Source organism: Filimonas effusa, from assembly GCF_004118675.1.
GTDB classification, from domain to species: Bacteria; Bacteroidota; Bacteroidia; order Chitinophagales; family Chitinophagaceae; genus Filimonas; species Filimonas effusa.
On sequence record NZ_SDHZ01000002.1, the window covers coordinates 1,564,180 to 1,588,556 of the forward strand.

The 24,377-nt window shown below is 42.8% G+C and carries 18 protein-coding genes and 1 pseudogene; 8 read left to right on the top strand and 11 right to left on the bottom strand.

The window, feature by feature from the left end:
- Window positions 1–60: 60 nt before the first annotated feature.
- Both ESB13_RS17515 and ESB13_RS17520 read right to left on the bottom strand, forming a co-directional pair.
- Window positions 61–2,241, bottom strand: a complete 2,181-nt coding sequence (locus ESB13_RS17515) for a PspC domain-containing protein (RefSeq protein ID WP_129004917.1) — start codon at window positions 2,239–2,241, stop codon at window positions 61–63.
- Between the two features lie 9 nt (window positions 2,242–2,250).
- Complete coding sequence (locus ESB13_RS17520; protein ID WP_129004918.1) at window positions 2,251–2,601, bottom strand: PadR family transcriptional regulator; 351 nt, start codon at window positions 2,599–2,601, stop codon at window positions 2,251–2,253.
- Between the two features lie 556 nt (window positions 2,602–3,157).
- Here ESB13_RS17520 and ESB13_RS17525 point away from each other — a divergent pair.
- Together ESB13_RS17525 and ESB13_RS17530 are read left to right on the top strand one after the other, a co-directional pair.
- On the top strand, window positions 3,158–3,583 hold the full coding sequence (locus tag ESB13_RS17525; RefSeq protein ID WP_129004919.1) for a hypothetical protein: 426 nt from the start codon (window positions 3,158–3,160) through the stop codon (window positions 3,581–3,583).
- On the top strand, window positions 3,580–5,919 hold the full coding sequence (locus ESB13_RS17530) for a PAS domain-containing hybrid sensor histidine kinase/response regulator (protein WP_129004920.1): 2,340 nt from the start codon (window positions 3,580–3,582) through the stop codon (window positions 5,917–5,919). Before ESB13_RS17525 ends, ESB13_RS17530 begins: the two co-directional genes overlap by 4 nt.
- Before the next feature lie 78 nt (window positions 5,920–5,997).
- Here the strand turns inward: ESB13_RS17530 and ESB13_RS17535 are convergent, their stop codons facing one another.
- Window positions 5,998–7,950: a hypothetical protein gene (locus tag ESB13_RS17535; RefSeq protein WP_129004921.1), complete on the bottom strand. Its 1,953-nt coding sequence runs from the start codon at window positions 7,948–7,950 to the stop codon at window positions 5,998–6,000.
- Window positions 7,951–8,220: 270 nt separating this feature from the next.
- Window positions 8,221–9,726, bottom strand: coding sequence for an O-antigen ligase family protein (locus ESB13_RS17540; RefSeq protein ID WP_164974257.1), 1,506 nt, complete (start codon window positions 9,724–9,726; stop codon window positions 8,221–8,223).
- 691 nt (window positions 9,727–10,417) lie between these two features.
- On the opposite strand from ESB13_RS17540, the gene ESB13_RS24300 reads away from it, so the two are divergent.
- Entirely contained in the window at window positions 10,418–10,648 is a 231-nt protein-coding gene (locus ESB13_RS24300) for a helix-turn-helix domain-containing protein (RefSeq protein WP_129004923.1), read from the top strand.
- 38 nt (window positions 10,649–10,686) lie between these two features.
- Here the strand turns inward: ESB13_RS24300 and ESB13_RS17550 are convergent, their stop codons facing one another.
- The 7 genes and pseudogenes from ESB13_RS17550 to ESB13_RS17570 all read right to left on the bottom strand — a co-directional run bounded on the left by ESB13_RS17550 (window position 10,687) and on the right by ESB13_RS17570 (window position 19,314).
- Window positions 10,687–13,530 (bottom strand): peptidase associated domain and porin domain-containing protein, encoded by a 2,844-nt coding sequence (locus tag ESB13_RS17550; protein ID WP_129004924.1) that lies wholly within the window; start codon window positions 13,528–13,530, stop codon window positions 10,687–10,689.
- Between the two features lie 180 nt (window positions 13,531–13,710).
- Window positions 13,711–14,628: a hypothetical protein gene (locus tag ESB13_RS17555; protein ID WP_246022599.1), complete on the bottom strand. Its 918-nt coding sequence runs from the start codon at window positions 14,626–14,628 to the stop codon at window positions 13,711–13,713.
- Window positions 14,629–14,664: 36 nt separating this feature from the next.
- Window positions 14,665–15,033: pseudogene (locus tag ESB13_RS24305) on the bottom strand (6-bladed beta-propeller); the annotation flags it as partial.
- On the bottom strand, window positions 15,014–15,421 hold the full coding sequence (locus ESB13_RS23825; RefSeq protein ID WP_164974258.1) for a hypothetical protein: 408 nt from the start codon (window positions 15,419–15,421) through the stop codon (window positions 15,014–15,016). The gene ESB13_RS23825 and the pseudogene ESB13_RS24305, both read right to left, overlap by 20 nt.
- Window positions 15,418–16,482: a BF3164 family lipoprotein gene (locus ESB13_RS17560; protein ID WP_129004926.1), complete on the bottom strand. Its 1,065-nt coding sequence runs from the start codon at window positions 16,480–16,482 to the stop codon at window positions 15,418–15,420. The genes ESB13_RS23825 and ESB13_RS17560 overlap by 4 nt, the downstream gene beginning before the upstream one ends.
- Window positions 16,483–17,833: 1,351 nt before the next feature.
- Window positions 17,834–18,931: an alkene reductase gene (locus tag ESB13_RS17565; RefSeq protein ID WP_129004927.1), complete on the bottom strand. Its 1,098-nt coding sequence runs from the start codon at window positions 18,929–18,931 to the stop codon at window positions 17,834–17,836.
- Between the two features lie 98 nt (window positions 18,932–19,029).
- Window positions 19,030–19,314, bottom strand: a complete 285-nt coding sequence (locus tag ESB13_RS17570) for an ArsR/SmtB family transcription factor (RefSeq protein ID WP_129004928.1) — start codon at window positions 19,312–19,314, stop codon at window positions 19,030–19,032.
- 158 nt (window positions 19,315–19,472) lie between these two features.
- Between ESB13_RS17570 and ESB13_RS17575 the strand changes: the two genes are divergently transcribed.
- The 5 genes from ESB13_RS17575 to ESB13_RS17595 all read left to right on the top strand — a co-directional run bounded on the left by ESB13_RS17575 (window position 19,473) and on the right by ESB13_RS17595 (window position 24,346).
- Window positions 19,473–20,999, top strand: coding sequence for a GH3 family domain-containing protein (locus tag ESB13_RS17575; RefSeq protein WP_129004929.1), 1,527 nt, complete (start codon window positions 19,473–19,475; stop codon window positions 20,997–20,999).
- Window position 21,000: 1 nt separating this feature from the next.
- Window positions 21,001–21,660 carry a LysE family translocator gene (locus ESB13_RS17580; protein WP_129004930.1) on the top strand — a complete coding sequence of 220 codons (660 nt, stop codon included), beginning with the start codon at window positions 21,001–21,003 and terminating at the stop codon, window positions 21,658–21,660.
- Between the two features lie 139 nt (window positions 21,661–21,799).
- Entirely contained in the window at window positions 21,800–22,369 is a 570-nt protein-coding gene (locus ESB13_RS17585; RefSeq protein WP_129004931.1) for a hypothetical protein, read from the top strand.
- Between the two features lie 36 nt (window positions 22,370–22,405).
- Window positions 22,406–23,101: a monofunctional biosynthetic peptidoglycan transglycosylase gene (mtgA, locus tag ESB13_RS17590; protein ID WP_129004932.1), complete on the top strand. Its 696-nt coding sequence runs from the start codon at window positions 22,406–22,408 to the stop codon at window positions 23,099–23,101.
- 90 nt (window positions 23,102–23,191) lie between these two features.
- Window positions 23,192–24,346 (top strand): methionine aminotransferase, encoded by a 1,155-nt coding sequence (locus ESB13_RS17595; protein ID WP_129004933.1) that lies wholly within the window; start codon window positions 23,192–23,194, stop codon window positions 24,344–24,346.
- Window positions 24,347–24,377 lie beyond the last annotated feature (31 nt).

Below are 24,377 nucleotides of genomic sequence, written 5' to 3' on the forward strand. Positions count from 1 at the left end.
TTGATGTTTATTTCGGGCGCAAAAATAGGAGAAACCGAACGGCCGGAAGCTTTTATTTTCCTAGAAGCCGAACCTCATCCACAATAATCCTGAAGGATTGGGGAGAAAAGTAACCATGTTGCGGCTTAGCTGTGCAGCAGCCTTGCGCTGCTGCACGTTAAAAGTTGCGCCGATCTTCCGGGTTCTTTTTTCCAGTTCACGGATGCTATCGCGGAGTGCGCGTTCCTTTTCTTTTTGATCGTCTATGAATTCTCTTTCCCTGCGTTTAAGTTCTTTCAGGCTCTCTTTTTCTTTTTCACGGTCGGAAGGGTGTGCTTCGTCCCAGGCTTCTTTTATCGTTCTAAGTCCTTTTTCGGTCATGATATATTCTATGCCGACACGAGGTTCGTAGTGTTCTTCCCAGTCGCCGTTCTTTCTAAGGCTAAACCAGTCGTAGTGATCGATAGAAGCATCGAGGAAGATACGTTTTCCCTGGGGAACAGCTATTTTAACAAGCACCTGCTGGTTACGGAACTGTTCTTTACTGGTGATGGTAATACCATCGGGCAGGGTAAGGACAGAATCCTGCTGGCCCAAGGGGCTGAAGCTGATCTTTTCTGCGACCTGTTTTGCATATTCCTGAGAGGAGCCGCGGCTAAACTTGACAGTTTCGAGATGGAACAGAGAGTCCTGGCTTTTGACTACCCAGATCCTTATATTATCGAGGAAAAAGCTGTCGCGGCTGATGAAAGGGAAACCACTGGACCTATCGCTATCGAACCAGTCGCTGCCGTAAACGTTGGTGTTATTTACTTTGGCGGTTACTATGAGTTTTCCTGTAGAAGGCTGGCTGATGGAGAGTTGTTCGGCGACTCCGTTACGGCTGCGGAAGTTGCGCAACATGAGCGTTCCGAGAATAAAGGCGCAGATCCAGCCCAGTGTCCATAAGCCTCCTGCGATGATGCCCAGGTAAGATTTCCTGGAAGAGCGAATGCCTACCATACGTCGTACAAACCAGATCAGTAAAAAGATCACGGGAACAGCAACAAACAATATAACCGTAGCTATGGCGAGTGATTTTTGCCAGATACCGTCGAGGAAGAAGTTTGCCAGCGGAGCGAAGCCAACGCCTCCGGCCAGCAGGCCTATTAGGCCCATGAGCAGGGAAAACGAAATGATGCCTGCAATGATGAGGAAGAACGCTTTAATGAGCACCCCGATGGCGTGGGCGATACGGCCGCCGGTATTTTTGCCTGCATAACTTACTTCCTGTGAAAACTGTTTGCCTTTTTGCTGAAATGTGGTGCCGAATTCATTGCTCCATTCTTCGGCGCGCGTTTTAAATTCTTCCCCCCATTTTTCTGCTTTCTGGCGAAAGGCGCCGAGGTCTTCCTGGATGGTGTTCTTAATGGAGTTGAGGTCTACCTTTTCTCCTTTCATTTCGAGTTTTTCGCTTGCGGAGCTTGCTTCGGGGATCATCATCCAGAGGATGGCATATACGAGGAAGAAAGTGCCTCCGAAAGAGCTGAATACGATAGAGGTGGGTACGAAGAAATGATCCCAGAAGAGGTTACGCCATATTGACGCCACGACTGTGATGAGCAGCGGGAAAGCGAAGATGAGACGGGGGACCCAAACAGCCACGTCGAAATAAGCGGCTACGCCACTGGCCACACCTGCTACTACCTTGTCTTCGGGGTTACGGAACAAGCGTTTGCGGATAATGGACTGGTCGAGTTTTTTTACGGGAATCACGGCCCATAATAAGATATACAGCAGTAATCCAGATCCTAATCCGCCGAGCGTTACCACTGCAAAGAGCAGGCGGATAATAGCGGGGTCGATCCTGAAATAGTTGGCAATACCTGCGCAGACGCCGCCGAGGATCTTATCGTCGCCATCGCGGTACAAGCGGCGTGTGCCTGATTGTGAGGCGTTGGTATCGTGTTGTTTATGACGGGCGCCTTCGTCTTTCAGTTGTTCTTTAACATGGTTTTCCTGGTCGTCGAAATCTTCGGGGCGTCCGATGCTGTTGATGACATCGTGGACCTTTTCGTCGGTGATGCAGGGGGCACCTTTTGACAGCGTTTCGCCAAACAGTTCGGCGATACGGCCTTCGATATCGTTGATGATCTCATCGCGTCCTTCTTCATTAGCGAAAAAGCGGCGCAGGCTTTCGATGTACTGTTTTAATATATCGTAGGCAGTTTCTTCGATGGGGATGACCCTGCCCTGGAAGTTAATGTTTATAATCTTTCTCATGATTATCGTTTATATGTTTTCGTTGGTTGGTTCTAATGGTTGCGTGAGTGCGTGAACGGCGTCGGCCAGTTCTTTCCAGGTACGTTCGAGTTCGGCGTAGAACTGAAGTCCTTTTTCTGTCATGCAGAAGTACTTACGTGGTGGACCGGAAGCGCTTTCGACCCAGCGGTAGGTAAGGAAATCTGCATTTTTCAATCGGGTAAGGAGCGGGTAAAGAGTTCCTTCCAATATATGTAAGTTGGCGAATTTCATTTTTTCTACGATATCGCTGGGGTAGGCTTCCCCCTGGCGAATGATGGAAAGAATGCAAAACTCCAATACCCCTTTTCTCATCTGGCTCTGTGTATTCTGTATGTCCATATCTGAGGTATTTGAATGTTAAAATTGATTGACAACACAAAGATGAGGTATTTCAAGGTACTATGCAAGACATAGTACCTAGTTTATTTTAGTTGCTGCTTTAGCAAGAGACTTCATTTTCTGCCTAAAACCCTTGTTGGGACTGGATTTGAGCGAAAAAACGGGATTTTGGTGCATAAGGCGTTTGAGTGACGAACGGCAAAAAAAGCGAGGTAAATGGCTATTTTGAGGAGAGGTGCCAGGAAACCCTAAAAGGATTGTGCAAACATCCATCCTGGATACCTTGTGTGCTGCGGTAAGCTGGGGCAGGGAGGGAGCAAATGCGATGCAAGTGCGATACAAGTGCGATGCAAGTGCGATACAAGAGCGGTTATCCTTCGTCTCAGGCGGCTTATGGGCTAGTCACTGGTATGGCCGGGGTGTATCTGTTAATTTGATTGATTTTGAGAGGAGGCAGGTCAGGAAATAGTGAAGTTTCAGGACAAAATAAATAGAGTGAAAATTTTGATCTTTTTGTAAGTTTAGGGCTTAGAAAACACTTAACAGTAAGTATTACATGAAAACATCGATCCGTACCAAAACTGCTGCTGCATTGTTATGCACTGTACTTTCCATTTCTGCCATTGCACAAAGTTCTCCTGTTGACGAAGGTCATATGCATGGTGCTACGGGAATGAGCTTCTGGTTTGGCGTTATGGAGTTACCGTTTCTATTCATCTGCGTTGTTTTTGCGTTTATGACGGCAAGCGCGCTCAAAGGGGGGAAATTCGGCAAAGGCATGAAGCTGATGGCCTGGGGGTTTGTGGTAATGGCTGTAGGTCATTTACATATGCAGGTTGATCATTTTTATCATTTCAATCTTTTCAATTTGTTATTCGGAGAAACAGGTGGTTCGCTGGCCTGGTTTCTGGCGCTGGTAGTAACGTGGTTATTGTCTGCTGCCGGGTTCTACTCCATGTATAAGGCTGGTAAAGGGCGATGAGGTCGATCACTCGTTTTGTATCGCGGCTCTTAGGTATTGAGCGGAAAGCGGCGGCGGCGACGGCTCATGGTCTTGCGCAGGTGTTTGATTTTCTTGCGAAGGAGATATCTGTGCCCCGGCAGAATGAGCAACTGATAGCGGTTGCGCGGCGGGCGGGCGAGAAGCATGCGGCAGCTCTTTTACCAGACTATTTTCTACTGGAGCGATACCTTACGAATCTTGATCCGGAGCAGAAGTATACCCAGCAAAGTTTGAGAGAAGTTTTACGGCAGCGTTTTGAATGGCTGACGAAGGATCCCTATTTCAGTGTGTTGTTTCTTCACGATCCGGGCAAGAAACAGCAGCAGGCGGTTTATTTCATTCGTCGTTGTCTTGCGAAGGCAACGGATAATTTCGGGTTTTCGGGCGGTGGGTTGTTTGAGCAAATGGGCAAAGAGCTGGAGCTTCTTGAGCTGGAGATTGCATCGGAGGCAGTGTTGAAGAAAATGGAGGTACTTTCTATCCAGATCTATCATTATATCGTAGCCAATTTTGGTGAAGCCATTGGTGACAGGATCTTTAACCAGTCGTATGAAGAAACCGCCCGGATTTATAAGGAGCTGGAGGTATTTCATTCGCTGATATCGATACTTCCGCAGAAGCTGGTGGGTTTTGCCCAGTTAAATCAATTGACGCATGTTCAGGTAAGGCAGGCGCTGATCGAGAAAGTTTCGGAGATAAAAGACCTTAACAACCAGCTTTCGCAAAAGATGCTGGAGACCGAGATGGCGCGGAGCCAGGCGGGGCAAACGGGTGCGATGCTGGAGAACGTAGTTGCCAGTTCGCTCGACGCCATTATATCGATGAACGAAATGGGGATCATCACGGCCTGGAATATGGCTGCCGAGACTATTTTCGGATATACGCAGCGGGAGGCTATCGGGCAAAGCATGGCGGGGCTGATCATACCTATTCGTTACAGGGAGCAGCATGAGCGTGGGTTACGGCATTTCCTGGAAACCCACCGGAGCCATATTCTCAACCAGCGTTTGGAAATGGAGGCGCAGCGCAGCAATGGCGTTATTTTCCCGGTGGAGTTAACTATTACTGCTATCGAGCATAAGGGGAGATATTCTTTCAATGGTTTTTTGCGTGACATATCGGACCGGAAGCAGCGTGAGCATGAGCTGCAACAAACCAAAGAGCAGGCGGAGAAAGCTGCACAGGCGAAAACGGAATTCCTAAGCGTGATGAGTCACGAGATAAGAACGCCGCTGAGTGCTATTATAGGTTTCACGCATCTGCTGCTGAGCAAGTCGCCGCGCCCTGATCAGAAACATTTTCTTGATCCTATTAAGAAAAGCGGGGAAGACCTGCTGGCTATTGTAAATAATATATTGGATATCAATAAGCTTGAGGCGGGCGCCCTGGAGTTGGAGAAGGAGAATTTCAACCTGAAGGAACTATTGCAGGATCTGTGTGAAACGTTTCTACCTGCTACAACTTCGGGGCATAAGCAGATAGCTCTTTTCCTGGAATACGATGTGCGTTTGCCGCTGGAAGTTAGCGGCGACCAGGCGCGGCTGTCGCAGCTGCTTCGTAACCTGGTGAGCAATGCGATCAAGTTTACCGAAAAGGGGTGGGTAAAACTTATTGTGACGCTGGTGCGGGAAACTGCGCAATATGCGGAAATAGCTTTTGCCGTAAAAGATACCGGGATTGGTATTGCCGAGGATAAGCGGGAGCTGGTCTTCAATGTATTTACCCAGGCGCAAAGCGATACGACGCGTAAATACGGCGGTACTGGTCTTGGCCTTTTCATTTCGCGGCGTATTGTGCAACTGATGGGTGGTGATATCAAACTTGAAACCATGCTCCACCAGGGTTCTACTTTTTCTTTTGTATTACAGATGCGTCATGCTACAGCATCGGGCTCGACGATGCCTGCTGATGAGCATTATGATAAGGGGCAGGATTTTACGGGCCGGCATATTCTTATGGCGGAGGATAATTCCTTCAATGTAATGGTGGCACAGGAGTTTATTGAAAGCTGGGGTGGGGAGATCACTATTGCTGCGAACGGGCAGGAGGCTATAGAACTGTGTATGCATCATGAATATGATCTGATTTTGATGGATCTGCAGATGCCTGTGATGGATGGATTTGCCAGTACACGTGAGATCAGGAAGTTTAATTTGCAGATACCGATCATAGCGCTTACGGCGTCTCCTATCGATGAAGTTGTTGGGCAGGTTTGGGGCAGCGGGATGAATGATTATGTTAGCAAGCCTTTTGTGCCGGAACAGCTTTACAATAAACTAAAGCAGTATCTTCCTGATCGTAGTCAGACTAAATAATTACAACTCACACAGGCGGTGGACTTTATGGCGACATATACTACAACCACGTTTAGCTGGTTCGTAAATTTTTTAAAGCTACCAAAACAGCTGTTCTCCATTTTGGCATTCAAATATTCTTTCTTCTTTTCCACCGCTATGATTTTTAAGATATAATAATGCTCCTTTCGGGACTTTGAAAGTCAGAGAATCTGTAGTAGCTTCTACTGCATCAACAGAGATCCACTCACCCTGCTTTGCATAAAAAAGTTCGTAATAATTACCGGGATAGATGAAGTTTACAAAATTGCGGGCAGTATAGACAATCCTGGTAATTTTTTTACTGTCTCCCAGATCAAGGCCTGCCCAGCCACCGTCCGGGAGGTGATAGTCGAAGGAAGTAGAAGGATCGCCATCATACACATTTGTGTAATTATGAGTTTTCATGTTAGCACCAGTGGTAGGGGTACCTATCATTTCCCCGGTTAATGCCGTTGTGCTATCGGCATCTCCATAAAAAGCCACTTCAGCAACATTACAATAACTGCCTTTAGGTCCTACATATCTGACATAGCGATAGGTTTTACCGGTATTTAGCCTGACTACATTCCAAAGCCTTACTGGTTTTTTTCTTATTACAAATAAGGTATCTCTCGTTGAGAAACCGGGATCATTACTTGCTTCAAAAACTCCTTTTACCATCCTATCGGGATAGATGTACGATAGTCTGTATTTATGCGTAACTGTAATTTCCTCTTCTTCATTAAGGCCTGTAAAATACCTCAGGCTTCCTGTTTCTTTATCCAGTAAAAAGGGGTCGGAGATCAACTGAAGATGTTCTCCTTCATACGTGGCCAATCGAAAAACGATGCCACCTTCCACATCGGGAAAACCGATCCTATTACCCGATGACAGGTTTAGTGCAACAGGAACCCAATTCAGCCAACTGGCGACACACAAATACAGCATCTTGTTGTTTTCCACTTTTTGATACAAGCTGTCGCAAGAGATACTGATATTGTGGTTCCATTTGCCTGTATAAACGCTGGTAACATCTTTAAACAAAGGTTCTTTAAAATATGGGAAAACAGATCCTTTGTATGCAAGCATTCTTTTCTGCATATCACGGTTAAGGCTAAATGTTTCCCTATACACCTTTCCTTTACGGTTCCAGTAGGTGGAAGCTGCTTCGAGCTGATTGGAGGCATAGGTAACAGAGCAAAATAAGTTTTCCCGATTTTTGTCAAGGACAAAATTCCAGTCATGGCCCAGGTTCATATCGCCACGCATGAACATCATGTCACGGCCACAAGGGATTCCCAGTGCCCGGCAAACGAATATAAACAGGTCGGAACTCTCGCGGCAATTACCGGAATGCCATTTTACAATATCTGGTCCAACGCTTGGCCCGTAAAAAGAAGTTGCGAATTGAAAAGGCCTTCTCTTCTTTAAAATATTCAGAACCACCCCGGCTACATACGCAGGGTCCCCGGCTTCGGGGCGATTTCTTATACTATCGAGCATAGGATTGAACGTTTCATACACACTCTTACGCCAAAAGCTTAACTGTTCATTTCCTACGCGGTACGGCAGCACGTATTCAATAAAGTTGTCATAAGCAACATTCTTTCCCCAAGGCTGCTCCCGCCATGCTTTAAAAGCATATTCAATGTTTTCAATCAATAACGCTGTATCGATATCAACATCCGATATTTTTTTCAGCTGGTCGTAATTAAAGGGACCGCATACCTCTTTAACAGAATCGATAACCTTATCCTGTGGCATTCCTGTACTACGCAACTCGTATAACATTTTGAAATGCCGAACGCCATCTCCCTGGTAGCCGAAATGATAAGGAAGGTTTTGAATTAAGAATTTTGCCGCATCCAGCTTTTGTGGGTCATTTTGATATTTTTTCAAGACAGCTTTCAAATGCTTGTTTTGGGACAAAATTTTATTATCCACACCAAACGACTGAGCATTCAGATAAAGCGATATTGTTGTGTAAAAAGCAACCAGTAAAGCCGGTTTTATAAATACCAGAGACTTCATAAAATATTCTATTTATAATATTTGTATTTTCCGTTTAACCTTTATCCTATTATCGATACGAAAAAGATGTACCTACATTACTAATGAACCTACCAGGTTTTTTTTATTTTAGAGAAGGAGGAAACAACCCGATATAAGCACCAGCTTTCATAGTGCTCATTTTATTTATTAAAAATAATTATCTCAACGGCACTATTATTACCGTAAATAATCGTCATACCGTTTTCTTTAACGAGAACTCTCTCCTGACTTTATACTATCTAACATAAGTCACTTTACTTCCAGAATACCCTTAGCAGTATTTTTTATATATTGAACCCGGGATGATGGAATTTTTACTGGCATTTCCAATATAGCATTTGCTATGCGACGTGCATTAACGCTATCATTCTTTGACTGGTATAGTTTTAAGAGCTCATACCTTAATCCAAATCTAGCAGGAAGAAAATTGCAAAGCCACTTTCTACAGGCAATGGCATCGTTGACTTGTCCATTTTCAAAACAGGCAACCGATAATGTTTCTATTGTTTGCAGGGATATAAAATATCTCCTGGCATCATCCAGAACTATAGCAGAGCCGGCAGTATGCCCTTCGTTAAGCAGTACATATCCGTAATCAGTTAAGAACTTGCCATCTTTACCTAAAGATTTTTCCAGGCTCCTATATGTATTCATTCTTATTTCAGCGCTTCCGGCGCTTCCTCTTACCTGCATCCAATGGCAATATGAATAAAACAAGCTAATACTTTTAACAGATACACAAGAGAGTAATAGTACACTAATGGTTAGTGAAAGTATTTTTAGTTTCAGATTAAAGACAGCTGCAATACGATTATTTATAAAAGAGAAAAAAGAGGATGTAGCTAATATTACCGCGGTGAAAAAACAAAAGGAGAATAGCCATAATAAGTAATTCACATGTAAGGGATAAGAAGCAAGGCTACAGGAAAGGATACCAATTACTGTTAGTTTCAGTGCCCTCATAAGCCTGAAGTGCTTAGCGGACTTAAGACTAAAAAAGCCAATCATTAGTATAACAAACAATGCAAAGCCTATCAATCCTATTTCTTTCAACAACTGAAGCAGCTCATTAAAGATGATATAGCTTTCACCGGCATTTAAGAAGAAAGATGTTGGCGGTTGCGAATGGGAGGCAAAATATTCTGCCTGCCATTGGGGGTAGTACCAACTAAAACGGCCTAATCCAGTTCCGGTAAGAAGGAAGTCGTCCATATGTTCCCATGTGATCGCTATTTTCATCATACGCCCCAGTGCTGACGCTTTTTTCATGGCAAAGAGAGAGCAGGCTGATAATGATACTACCATTACCATAATTGATATTACAGCAAAGCGTCCCCCTTTAGTCATTGCGGCCATTTTTCTTCTAAGCCAGTGTCCATGCCTTAACAGGATACATGCCAGACTTATTGTGGCCAGAGAAAGATATGAAGTGCGGCTTTGTGTTTTGTATACCAGAAAAACTGTAGCAACGAACAGGGTGATATATATTCCCCATCGAAGTGATTTAAGTCCTCTTACTTTATTCCCAATGAATTTTACCTGTCCGGAACCGGCTTCCAATATCAGGAAGTACATCAATGGCAACTGTACCACCAAGTACATTGCCATCACGCCCGAATTTTGAAAGCTTCCTTTTATATCCAAGCTACCATCATTTGAAGAGCCATCGATGTCATTATACTGCATGTATCCCAGAAAAAGCTCATACACAAATACCATCGAAAGCAGTATCAATACCACATAAATAGCCTTCATTTCCCGAACAAACAACAAAAGGCCGGTAGCAAGTAAAACAGTAACAACAACAAAAAAGTGTTCATTTCCCCAATGATAATATTTGCTGCATAAAATAAGTCCCGATATAATAGTCAGAAAAAGCGAAAACAAAATCTGCGGAATGCCATATGGGATGCCATGCTGCAAAAGAGAAAGCACTATAATAACAACTGCAACCGGCCAAACGAAAATGAGATAATATTGATCATTAATATCAATTTCATAGTTAAAAGAAAAAGGATAAATAAAGGCGAAGAAAGAAACGAGGCAAACATTCAGCAGGATAAAAAGCAGGAGGATGAAATATTTTATAGCTGCTGAATATTTAAGATTAGCTATTTCCATAGTAGACAAAGCCTTTAACCAAATAAATTTTTAATCAAAATTATATTGGTTCACGGCCCTAATACAGCCGGGAAGACAAACAAATACATTATAAGTAATTTGTGGTAACCGGCAGCAAAAACATTTTTCATTAGTTTTTTTTTGTATTTTAGAGCAATCTTGAAATCGATTTCAAGAATTAAAAACTTAGCTTTTGCCATATGCTTTTGTCCAGTTGTCTATTGTGGAGACATGGGAAGTTTTATGACAGTTAGTTAAGGAGACTTACCCATTACCTAAATACATTTTAAAGCAGAAACACTTACAACCCAAAAGACACCCTACTATGACTACCAGAAGCATCAACAGACTAGACAAAATCCATTATCTTATTTCTCAACGGAACACAGGCTCTCCACAACAGCTTTCAAAAAAGCTTAGAATTTCTGAGCGATGTGCCAGGCAGTATATCACACTTTTAAAGGAGTTGGGAGCTCCCATCGTTTATTCCAGAAAACGCAATACCTATTTTTACAAAGAAGACGGCTATTTTATATTCCAGTTTACTAAACTGTAGGGTTGGTATTTATCGTATGTTAGTTTACCGGAAGCTGTTTATTCTTTTTTTCCAAATTTACGCGGGTAATACGAGAGCGTAATCATGTAATACTGTTGCAAAACATTTGAAGTAGTGAGTGTCTGGCTATTTGCCGAAGCAGTATTTACAATACCTTTGTTTTGCCGAAGTATGTCTAATGCGGCCAATTTAATTTCCGCATTATTTCCTTTCAAAAAGCGATAAGAAAGGCTTGCATTCCAGATAGTAAAGTACAAAGCGTCTGAATTATTACTATTGCTTTTGTTGTAAGTAAGATTTGTATTCCAGGCGAAGTGCTTTGGGAACTGCAGTGCAGTTATCAGCCTTAGATAACTATTGGTACTTTTAAAGCTATTATTATCAAAACCTTCCTGTCGGCTATTGTATATTCTTAAACCGGCTTCGGTTTTTACGTTTAGCAGATCTTTATGTCCGAATCCGAGGTAAAATAAGAGATTCTGATAACTTCCTATACTAGTATTCAGTGTATTATTAACATATTGCGGTTCCTCGCTGATATTAATACTGTATCGTCCGTTTACCTCGAGGGTAGTATTTTTCCTGATTTCAATATACTTTCTGATACCACTTTCGATATTTACGAATTTGTTTCCATCGACATTTACAGTATAAACCGTTCTAACCCCTTCCTTGTTGTATAGAGTGCTATCAGCAAAGCTGTTATTTATTTTGCCCAGCTTAACCGTTGCATCAAAGCGCAACTGATTTTTTGATTTACGGGTAGTAAAGGCACCTCCCAAACTTAATTCTTTCTTATACTGTGGCTTGATCATAAGATTGCCTCTGTGTATATACCAAAGATTAGAACTATCGACCAGTGGCGCCAAACTATTGATACCGGGATATGTTACGGAAGTTGAAAAATCGAGATTGAATCTTAACTCATAGCTGCCATATTGATGGTTATAATATTCAATAGCCGCATCAGGGACGAAGTATGAGTACTTATAGGAAATATTCTGAAAATTGTGCCGGGACCGGTGATCGAAATTAAAGTACTGGTTTCTGAAATTAGCTGAAAAGGAAACCCATTTGTTATACCTGTTGGTTAGTGTTCTCTGGAAATTTTTGGAGATATAAAATACAGGCTGAAGGTTAAAAGTGGAAAGTTCCCTATTGTTGGTCAGGTAGTTATTTATGTTGTATTCTTTTGTTACTGCATCCCTGTCGGTGACTTTATCTGTATAATCTTCGTTTTTAAGTATAAGAGATCCCGACAGGCCCATTTGTATTCCGCTGAAGCTTCTTTTGTTAAAGAAAAGTCGTGTTAATCCCGGATACCTGGCGGTTATAGTATGTGTTCCGCTATGGGCATTACGTTGTTCGAAAATTCTGTCGAATTCCTTATTATCGCTTGAATGAATGTTTGAGATGAATTGTGATTGATTCCTGCTATAACCGTCTCCACTTTCGGCAGAGAAGCGGTAACCTACTGTAAAATCGCCGGCTATGCGTTTTTTCATGTTCCAATCGTTATCCCTGTTCGTATACTCCAGCCCGATGTCCAGCCGGTTCTTTTTCGTCTCTGATTCAATGCGGGAGACACTACTGCTGATAGCTCCCACCCCTGTTTTATCCTGCTCATCATGTGTTTCGGACAGGCTATTATCCTTTCCCCGATTTAGCGAGGCGGTCAACACCAGATCTGTACGTTCAGAATTCCAGGTATATTTACCATTCATTTTCTGATCCCAGGTTTTATTATCGGCAACCTGGACAGAGCGTTTTGACAGCACAGTATCTGCTTCCAAAAAGCTATTAAAAAGACTTGTATTATTTATGAGTGAATTATTTCCTTTTAAGAAATAGTCTGCATTAATGCGGCTTGTGCGGCGGTATTCAACTTCGGGAATAAAGTCGTATTGCATTTTTGCGCCTGCTGCTGCGGTTTTATTCAGTCCCCGCATACTAAAATCGCTTTGGTAATCCGCATTAGCGCCTTCCCCTTTATACGAGCCGTTTTTCACCAACACGTCGATATCCGGTGCCAGTTTGTTGATATTATTCAGTGCTCCTACCGTATTGATTTGCAATTTTCTATTAAACCCACTCAACATTCCGTCGGCCGCGTACCTACCATCGGTACCAAGGCTACCGCTCAGTTTTCCGAAATAGCCCATTTTTTTATCGTCTTTTAGCCTGATGTTAGCAAACATGGTACTATCCAATGGGTTTTTTTCATCGCGCTGTTGATATACCTGGATTTTATCCAATGCTTCTTTAGGGAGGTTGCGAGTGGCGATAGCAGGATCATTAGTACCCATAAAAGGTTTTCCTTCCACCATTACTGCATTTATTTTTTTTCCATTGTAAGTAATTTCGCCATCGCCCCAAACTGTAAACCCGGGCAATCTCCTCATCAGGTCCTCAGCAGTAGCATTGACATCCATGCGGAAAGCATCGGCGTTAAATTCAACGGTGTCTCCGTTCATTCTCATGGGGGGTACAGATTTAACTATCACTTCTTCAAGCGTATTACCATCTTTTTGCACAGCCTGGAACAGATACAGCAGACCAAGGTCCAGTTCTTTTTTGTCGTTACTCAAACTAAATTTCTTCAAGAATGTAGTGTATCCTACATGGCTTATTATTAGCCTGAGCCTCTTACCAAGCGGCAGTTTGCCGATAGTAAATTCGCCAAAGTTATCGGGGAGTGAAAATTGAATGAGACTACTGTCGCTATCCAAATAAACTGCAACTGTAGCACTGGTAAGCATAAAATTGTACACAGAATCCTTTGCTTTACCCTTTACAATTCCAATATTACCGGTACTATCCGTTTGTGCAAAAACAAGTAATGAATAACAGGCACAACAGGTTAACAAAATAGCTTTTCTCATTCAGCATGGAATTGATACCATAAGAGTATGACCAGCAGGCAAGTCTTGTCAGCGATATAATCCGGTTTTATCTTGAATAGGTTAATTTTCATTACAAGCTGGTATCGTAAAATAAATTTAGCCTTTTTCACGGCATTATTTCTTCCGTGTCAGGGTTGGAGGAGTTGCTAAAGCAGCTCCTTAGCCTTTAATTCTCATTCTTACAATCACGGGATTGCTTTTCCGGTTTTGTGTAGCGAAATATTTTTCAATTACCGCGGGAAATTTAATGTTGCCGGACTTCAGTTTATCGTATGCGCTGAATAGTTGAAAAGAAGACAAAGTGGAATAGATATATCCCTTATAATTCACCAGCCCTTTTACATGGCTGTTATTACCCAAAACAGGCAAATAAGCAGACAGAGAATCTATAGTAGCTCTTTCCAAAGAAAAAGCTTTGCCGGATGAGGTATCGTAAACGAAGTTATACAAATAAACGCCCTCGGACCCTTGAAAAGAAGTAAACTGCCTGGTGTTTATTTTAAAGAAAAGGAGATTTTTATGAAAAAAGACATTACTTACATCCAAGATTGTTTTTATTCCAGATGTTTTTTTAAATGCTTTGGCGACAGCATTTTTATCTTCGGAGTAGATAATATCGTCGGACACGGACCTATCAGCCGGGAAAATGAATTGTCCTAATTTGATTGCAGTGTCTTTAGAAATTTTATATAAAAAATGCTCCAAAGGAGTTGACACATAAACATTACCCCGATCATCAGCCGTATTTGGTACTGACAAGGCTCCCCCGATGGTACAAAATCCCAGATTTTTCTTTTGGTTATAGGGTAAGAACGACCTTATCAATTTATCTTTTTGGTAGATCTGTATTAAATTGTAGACAGTATCTACGCCTGGCTCTCCTACCGGGACACTAAAGTCCGGTACAAAGGCAGAAAAGTTATCTTCGAGAGATATTTTTCTACCCGCCGGATATGCCGATTTATTTTTCCCGGCCTGTCCCAATTTTACTCCAATGGGACTATAGATGTCAACGCTTTCATTATTTGTGTTGTAATTGTACGACCGAACGATTATATTCTGTTTTTCTCCATCCATTGTAATGTTGCTTACGGTTTGCTCTCCTATTCTAACCCTGGAGATCAATTTACCATCATTGCTAAAGAACAAAACAGATTTACTATCATCGTCATATATAACAAAGCTCTTTGAAGTAACTATAAACTGATGTGCTTCTCCAAAGAGGCTTTTCTTATTTGTTTCCAGGGGTATAAATTCTACCTGGTCAAAAAAATCCGAGATTTTACAGCCATATGTCTTATTAGGATCAACCCGGATCTTTAAAGATGTACTTTGAGACAATGCGTGATTATAGAAAACAAGCAAAAAAGAAAAAGCCAACGTAACACTTTTAAACATGCACGAAGAAGACTTCAAAAAGCCAACTACCATCATCTTTACAAAAAAAGTGCAGCCGCGAAATTTAAAATTCTTTGACAACATATGTTCTGTCTTTTTTAATAAAAGTAACTTTATTATAGCCCAGGTTTGCCTCTTTACCAAAAGAACCAGTAGAATCTATGGTTAAGCAGTACTTTACGTTATTGGCGTTCAAATTATACAATAGTAGTTGTGGCTTTTGAGTTTTAGCTACCAGTAAGATCCTATTTTCATATTCTGGATACTGCTCCTTCAGTAGCAGCACCTTCGCGTAACACACGGAGCAATCTCCATCAAAATAATAAACAAGAAAGTCTTTCTCATGCAAGCTTTGACACTTTCCGGTTAATAATTTATAGGAGTTATCAGCTAATTTATTTTCACTTCCGCTTTCGCAGCCTACTGAAAATAAAATCACCAGCAATAGTATTTTTATTACAGAATATTTCATTGCGGTAAATTAAATAAAGATATTTTACCAGGTTCCCTTTCAGAGAATCCATATATCTTTTTGTTAGTAAAGTCAATATCAAAACATATCAAAGGTATACCCAGGTTGTATATTCCTTTAAGGCCCAAAGTATCAGAAAAACGAAAAATGCGATTACTTTGAACAGTATCCACTTTAGTGCTTGATCCGCTATACAACGAGAATATATCTTTATTCTCTCTCATTGAACCTATATAAGCGACTCTAGAATGATTTGTAAAAGCAAGGCGAGAAATATTTTTTTCAACTTGCTTTCTTTTAAACTTTGGTTCAAAGGCACCTGGACCCTGCACTCTATGAAGCAGCATACCTGAAGTATCGTAGACATCTATTACGTCCGTAGATAAATAGCTACGCAGGATCCTTTTCCCATCCCGGGTTAAAGCCAAAAAACCAAGAAACACCTCAGAAAGTTCTTGTTCCGAGAATCCATCAACGGATAGCGGATATTCTCCTTTTGTAACCAAGAAGCTTCCATTTGAATCATAAAAATCAAAATTACTCTTGCTCCTGGTGTACGGTCCCCTTAGAGCTGCCACTCTTCCATCTCTCAGCAAAAGAGGCCTCCCTAACTGTTCGCTTTTTATTTTTAATGAACGTACAGGATAGCAGGTATTGCTTTTACTCCTGATAGAGTCGAGAGAATAGCTAAAAATTTCTTTCTTTATCAAATCTGCAACAATCAGGATATTTCCCGCTGTATCGACTTGAAAATTCTGAGCGTCAAATTGTTCGTTAAATTTATCACCGACCTTAGCAAATGCCCTAATAAACTTGAGAGAATCCAAACTATAAGCATTCAGCAGGTAATCATCTTTAAACACTGATATCAACAAAAGATTACTTGATGGAATTACGACCATATCAACAATCCTTTCTGCACCAGGCAAATTAAGAGCATTTCTTTCAAGTCTGCTCTCAAAATGATCATCCACCAATTTAAAAACTCTATGTTCCGGAGGTTGTTTGCAAGAAAATGCAATAAATAATAAGGCAACAATAACGTAACGGGGAAAAGCCATCGAAGTAAATTGAGTTTGAAGAAAAACCAGCTTTTTAAAACTAAAAAGAAGGTTTTTCTTCTTTTTTAAAAAATAAATTCATTTACAGAAGCTATTTCTTTCTCATTCTATAGCATGTTTCTACTGTCTGAGTTCCGTTGGACCATGTTATGGTTGCAACACAGTCGTAGCTAGAATCGTTCCGGCAGTAATCAGTACAGTTAAATCCACCGCCAGAATTTTCGCCATCACTAACAAAGGACGAAAATCCGACATAAGATGCAGATACTAACAGAATAACAAAAACCCTTTTGAAGATTTTCTTAATCATAAAAAATAATTTACTTAAATAAAAAATACATTCAAATGTATATCTGTTCACGGCACTAACTATTCCGAGAAACTTAAAGCACCCTTTTTATCAAAAAACCAGATATGAAGCTTTAGGCACATTTATTTCAAGATCCATCGATGATTAGAAACAGATAAAGCTGGTGTACAATTCGTAAAGACGTCCGGCTTCCTGCAAAATATATTTATAGACTTATAAAGCTTACCGGCAGCAACAAAAAGCCCACTAAAAAGCGGGCATCATTGTTTAGTTCAATTCCAGCGATACTGCTATTGCAGGTTATAACAGAACTGAAAAACGGCGGTATTAAAGACGTTCATTTCATTAATATGATAGACGCTGCATATCAAAGACGCCGTATTGAAGCAACACAAGAAGAAACTTTTATAAAGGCTGGTCCGGCCTTTATAGAATAAAAGAGGCTGCATCATCACTGACACAGCCTTCGGTTCTTACTTTCCCTCAGTCCAGTCTTTTTCTACATTAATCATTCATTCATCACTCTTCCATTTCCTGTGTATCATTCACTTCCACGTTATCCCGGGTTCTCCGCATTTTACTACTTACTACATTCTGCTACATGCTCCATTTTGCGTAGTTGCCCATTTCAATCTTCACAAGCATTTCCATTCCCGCTTACAAGATTTTGCGTTTTCACTCAGCCTGATTCACCTCATCTTTCTCCCGCTGATCCTGTTTGCTTCATCATCCCAACTTCCATCCTCAAAAGTTTACACAGAGACTACAGGACCTTTCCTGTTTTTTACCCATCTGAGTTACAGCATTGCTTCTATCACTTCTGCTTTTTCTTCATTTGCTGCGAACTGTTCATCACCCGGTCTATCACCTCTATTCTCTCGTTCCGGGACACACATTTCAAACGCACTTATCCGGTTTTTTTCATTCTATACATCTTAGTTCCAGGTCCTGTGCCGAGGTTAATTCCATTCTATCTATGCCTTCCTTTCTGTCACATGCTATTCCTTCTACACTTTGCTCTCCGATACAGCCTCTTTTATTTTATGATACTAACTGCGCTACTTCTTCGAGCTGATAGGCGGGATAATCGGTATATCCTTTTGCACCGGCTGAATAGAAAGTAGTGGTGTCGATGTTTTTTTCCAGTGGCCAGTTGTTGCGGTAGCGTTCGGTAAGATCGGGGTTACCGATGTAAGGTCTTCCGAAAGCTACGAGGTTGGCGAAACCGCTGTTCAATGCTTCTTCGGTGCGTTCAAGGTCGTAGCCGCCGGCGAGGATGAGCGTGTTGCGGAACTTCTGCCTGATGATACGCCTGATTGATTCGGGGGCATTGCCCTGATCGGCGAGGTGTAGATAGATGAGGTCGAGCTTTTGCAGTTCTTCGGCCAGGTAGGAATATGCTTCCTCAGTTTCGGCGTAGGGAGCGATGTCGTTGAACGTGCCGTATGGCGACAGTCGTACGGCAGTTTTGCGCGCACCTATTGCCTTGCTTACGGCGCGTGCTATTTCGAGGACAAAGCGTGCCCTGTTGGTGATGCTGCCACCGTAATCGTCGGTTCTCTGGTTACTGGAGGGTGCGAGGAACTGTTCGAGCAGGTAGCCGTTGGCGGCGTGTAATTCCACGCCGTCGAAGCCTGCTGCGATGGCATTACGGGCGGCCTGAACAAATTCAACCTGTGTGGCGGTGATGTCTCCGGGTGTCATTTCATGTGGAACCGGTAAGGGTTGGCTACCATCGGAATCGGTCCATACTTCGGTGTTGCATGCCACTGCGGAGGGCGCCAAAACCTGAGTGCCAGCGGGCATGTTAAGCGGGTGACTTACCCTGCCGGTGTGCATGAGCTGGACGAATATTTTACCTCCTCTCCTATGGACAGCGTCTGTTACCTGGCGCCATTCTGCGATCTGTTCGTTGGAATAGATGCCGGGCATGCGGGCATACCCGAGGCCATCGGGTGAGGGGGCGGTGCCTTCGGTAATGATCAGTCCTGCTGTTGAACGCTGGCTGTAATACTCCTGAATTAATGTATTAGGGAGGTTATTTATGGCGCGGCTGCGTGTCATTGGCGCCATGACGAACCTGTTTGTCAATGTAATATCCCCTAACTGGTAAGGCGTAAAAGGTAGTTTAGCACTCATCTGTCAACTGTTTAGAATGGATATGTGATTGTTTGTTTGCATCGACGAATCGATATATTTAAAATCTTCGATCTATTAGTTTTAAAAAAAAGGAGTTTTTATTCCCCTTTGAGTTTACCCAGGCAAGCGAGGTATCCATCGAGGACCTCGGCATTGAGGGTATATTTGTGGTTGCGTCCTTCTTTTTCCGGTTCAATCAAGCCTGCTTCGATGAGGATCTTAATATGATGGCTAACAGAGGGTTGTGCCAAATCGAGGACATCCTGCAATTCAGAACACTGACCACAACCGCCTTTACGGGCGATAAAAAACAGGATATTGAGCCGGTTTGCATCACCCAACGCCTTCGAAATCTTTTCCACCTGCTTAATATTGACTGTCATAAAACGTATTGATAAATGCAAATGTATCGATAATCCAGCATAACAAAAAGTTAAGGTTATCGTTATTATTGATACATAAGTTGTCAGGAATGAGTAGCTTTAATCGTTTAATTTCCTGTAGATTCGCGCTTTTCAAATCAGTAAACCGAGTTGCCTGAATGGCTATTTTTGACATCCAACTTCCAGCCAGTATTGCCAGGGCACTTCGCTTGCCGCAGAATAACCCACGCCGTCAGCAGCTTAGGGTATTAAAGAAGTTATTGCGGAAGGCGAGGTTCACCCAATTTGGGCAGAAGTATCGTTTTGATGAGATATTAATGGCCAAGGATCCGGGAAAGCGTTTCCAGGAGTTGGTTCCTACCTATAATTATAATAAGATCTATGAGGAGTGGTGGCATCAGACCCTTGAGGGGAAGCCTGGTGTGTGCTGGCCCAAGAAGATCAAGTATTATGCTTTGAGCAGTGGTACGAGTGAAGCTGCGAGTAAATATATACCTATCACCAACGACCTGTTAAGGGGGAATAAGATGGTGATGATCAAGCAATTATTTAGTTTACGTAACTATACAGACATCCCGGTTAAATCTATTGGCAAGGGGTGGCTTACGCTTGGCGGGAGCACGGAGCTGGAAAAGGGGCCTGGCTATTATGCGGGTGATCTTAGTGGAATCACTGCGCGTAAGGCGCCGTTCTGGTTTCAGCCTTTTTACAAACCGGGGAAGAAGATTGCGCGTCAGCGTGACTGGAATAAGAAGCTGGAGGAGATAGTTGCCAAGGCACCTGAGTGGGATATTGGATTTATTGTGGGTGTACCTGCGTGGATCCAGATGTGTATGGAGATGATCATCGAGAAGTACAATCTGAAGACCATTCATGATATATGGCCTAACCTTGCGTTTTTTGTTCATGGCGGTGTAAGTTTTGAGCCTTATAAGAAAGGTTTTGAGAAGTTACTTGGCAAGCCTATTATTTATATAGAGACCTACCTGGCGAGTGAAGGGTTTATTGCTTACCAGGACAGGCCGCATGCGAAAGGTATGCGTTTGGTTACGAGTGAGCATATTTTCCTGGAGTTTGTGCCTTTTGATCATATCAATTTTGATGCTGACGGCAATATGATCGACAGTCCGAATGCGCTGATGATACATGAGGTGGAGGAAGGGAAGGATTATGCCTTGCTGATAAGCACTACTGCAGGTGCATGGCGTTACCTGATAGGTGATACCATTCGTTTTACCGATAAGGAAAGGTGTGAGATAGTTATTACCGGCCGTACGAAACATTTTCTGAGTCTTGTTGGAGAGCATTTGAGTGTTGACAATATGAATAAGGCGGTTCAGATGGTAGGTGAAGAGCTCAATATTTCTATTCCAGAATATACTGTTGTGGGTGAACCTTATGACAGTTTCTTTTGTCATCACTGGTATGTAGCGTGTGATGATGCTGTTGATCCGAAACTCCTGTGTACAAAAATTGATGAAAAGCTGAAGCAGTTGAACGACGACTATGCGGTTGAGCGTAAGAGTGCTCTCAAAGAGGTGTTCCTGGATGTGTTGCCTGAAGACCGTTTTATGGGATTTATGCATGCCAAAGGCAAGGTTGGCGGTCAGCATAAGTTTCCGAGGGTGTTGAAGGGCAAGATGCTGGAAGACTGGAAGAAATTTTTAAAAGGTGAGCTAGTATAATATGGTTATTGCTGCGTTCATAAAGGGGATGGCGTTGGGATTGTTATTGTGTATTTCGGTAGGCCCGGTTATCTTTTCCATTATAAAGCAGAGTATTAATAACGGTCATAAGGGAGGTTTTTTCTTTATTGCCGGGGTATCGGCGAGTGATGTTACGATTGTACTGATCTGCAATTTGTTTTCGGCTCTTTTTCAATCGGCCATGAACCATGAGCGTTTGATAGGTATTGCGGGAAGTATCTTTCTTGTATGCCTGGGGACCTATAATTGTTTTTTCAGGAAGTCGGAGGTAGCTGCTACCGCTGATGTTACGACGAAGGTATTCCGCAAGCGGGACCTTGCGGGGATCTTTTTTTCGGGTTATTTGATGAATACACTGAATCCGGGAGTATTTATATTCTGGTTTGCGGCGGCGGCGTCTATTATTGCGGATGCGAAGCTTGAGGTTCATCCTATACAATACCGCATTATCGTATTTTCGACGTGTTTATTACTAGTGTTGTTCTCCGATGTTCTGAAGGTATTTGGGGCGAATAAAATACGTTCGAAGCTGACGCCTCATAACATACATATCATCAACCGGATCTCGGGTTTAATCATGATTGGCTTTGGGGTGGTGCTTGCATGGCGGATACTTACGAATGCGCCGCTTGCGCATTAGATCGCTGCCTAAAGCAGCCATTAATAGCGCCGGCTTATGAGCGGCTTCAAGACGGCTTTAATGCGGCTTTAGGGCGGCTTTAACATTCGTGAAGCGCAAGCAAGTTGTTTATCGGTTAGTTTTACTTATGGTAAAAAAAATGCTGCTACTTTTTTTGCTGTTCTTGTCTTTAGGTTCGCTGGTTGCGCAAACGGGCTTTCCTCACGGACCTACTACTTCCCGCGACTATATCATTTTCAAGAAGCGTTATAAGACCATCCGTAATTATTTTGCGGGATCGTATATCAATTTCCGGCTTAATACTGGTCAGTGGGTTGAGGGTTCTGTTGTTCAGATCGCACGCGACTCGATGTGGATGAAGGATCAACGTATTCAGCTTATAGGAACGGGTTTTGGCAGCAAGATAGATACGGTAACGTTTGGTTACAGGCGGCTTGCGCTTTCGGAGATAGATGCAATGCCAAAAGAGGGCGAGAGCTGGGGATTTATAAAGAACGGGCTGTTGTTTAAGATAGCCGGCGCGGCTTATATAGGATTAAATGTGGTGAATGGACTGGGAAAGAATGCTGACCCTTTATTTGGTTCGGAGAACCTTCCGAAGCTGCTTACTGCCGCGGGGGTATATGCTTTTGGGACTGTACTGGGATGGGCCTATAAGCCTGAGTTCCGCATCGGGAAAAAATACCGTATTCAATATGTAGCGATGTAGTTGTATAACTCGGTTTGTGGTTCTTATCTTTACCGCATGAGAACCTTTTGGCGCTGGTTTTTACGCATTACCTTCTGGATGTTCCTTACTTCCTTTGTTTACCTTATTCTTTTGAAGTGGGTATTTCCTCCCATTACCATGACACAGATTGGAGCTGTTTTTGGCGGCTACGGTTTAAAGCGTGATTATGTGAGCTGGGACGAGATATCTCCGAATGTTAAGCTGGCTGCTATTGCCAGTGAGGATCAGCTTTTTCCTGACCATGGCGGATTTGACTGGAAGTCGCTTGAAAAGAGTTTATCTACGGTTCCCAAAAACAAGAAGCGGGTACGTGGCGGCGCAGCAAGTACTATTAGTCAGCAGACTGCGAAGAATGTATTTCTATGGCAAGGCAATGGCTTTATGCGTTATGTGCGTAAGTTGCCTGAGTTTTATTTTACACAATTATCGGAATGGATATGGGGTAAGAAGCGGATACTTGAGGTATATCTTAATTGTATTGAAATGGGGCCGGGGATCTTTGGTATAGAGGCTGCGGCGCAGCAATATTTTGGCAAACCTGCCAAGAACCTTACACGTGCAGAGGCTGCCAAGATCATTGCCTGTTTGCCTAACCCTAAGAAATATACTGTTAAGCCTGCCAGCCGCTGGGTAGCCTGGAAGTCGCAATGGATATTGAAGCAGATGAATGCCATTGCGGATGATCCGGAGGTGAAAGCGATAACGGAATAGGTGATAGCAGCATTTATGGAGATAGAAATGGCTGTTTTCTTTTGAGGTGAAGTTCAGGGCTGAGGATTTATTTTTATTAAAACCGTAACTGTGACCAAACTAATTTCAAAGCTGCCGGATGTAGGCACTACTATATTTACTGTGATGAGCCAGCTTGCGGCGAGTTATAATGCGGTGAACCTGGGCCAGGGGTTTCCTGATTTCCCGATGGACAGTCAGCTTACGGACCTGGTTAACAAGGCGATGAAAAACGGTTTTAACCAGTATGCGCATACGAGTGGTTTTATGCCGTTGCGGGAGAAGGTCGCTGAGAAAGCTGCGAAGTTATACCAGGCCAATATTAACGCTGATACGCAGATCACCATTACCCCTGGTGGTACTTATGCTATTTATACTGCCATTACCACTGTATTACAACCGGGTGATGAGGTTATTGTTTTTGAGCCGGCTTATGACAGTTATGTTCCCAATATTGTTATTAATGGCGCTGTTCCGGTATTTATTCCATTGCGATATCCGAGTTATTCGATTCCCTGGGAGGAGGTGAAACAGAAGGTATCGCCCAAGACGCGGATGATCATTATCAACTCGCCGCATAATCCTACGGGCAGTGTGCTTTCTGCTGACGACATGCAGCAGTTGCAGGATGTGACGCGCGACACTGATATTTTCATTGTAAGTGATGAGGTGTATGAGCACCTGATCTTTGATAATATCAGGCATGAAAGTGTACTCCGGTATCCCGAGTTGCTGGAGCGTAGTTTTGTATGTTTTTCTTTTGGCAAGACCTATCATTGTACGGGGTGGAAGCTGGGTTACTGTATAAGCTCACCGGCGTTGATGGCGGAGTTCAGGAAGGTACACCAGTTCAACAGTTTTTCTTCGAATACACCTGTGCAGGTGGCGCTGGCGGAGTTTCTGCAGTATGAGGAGGCGTATTTATCGCTGGGGCAATTTCTTCAGCATAAGCGAGATTATTTCTTGCAGCTGATGGAGCCAACGGGTTTCAAGCCTTTGCCATCGCATGGCAGTTATTTCCAGTGTTTCAGTTATGGTCATATGACGGATATGCCTGACCGGGATTTTGCTATCAAGCTTACCAAGGAGGCGGGGGTGGCTACTATTCCGGTATCGGCTTTTTATCGCAGCAACGGAGACCACAAGGTATTGCGGTTTTGCTTTGCGAAGAAAGCTTCGACGCTGGAGACGGCGGCGAAGAGGCTGGCGAAGGCGGCGTTGGGGTGAGGAATAGTATGAACTAAAGACTCAGAATCTA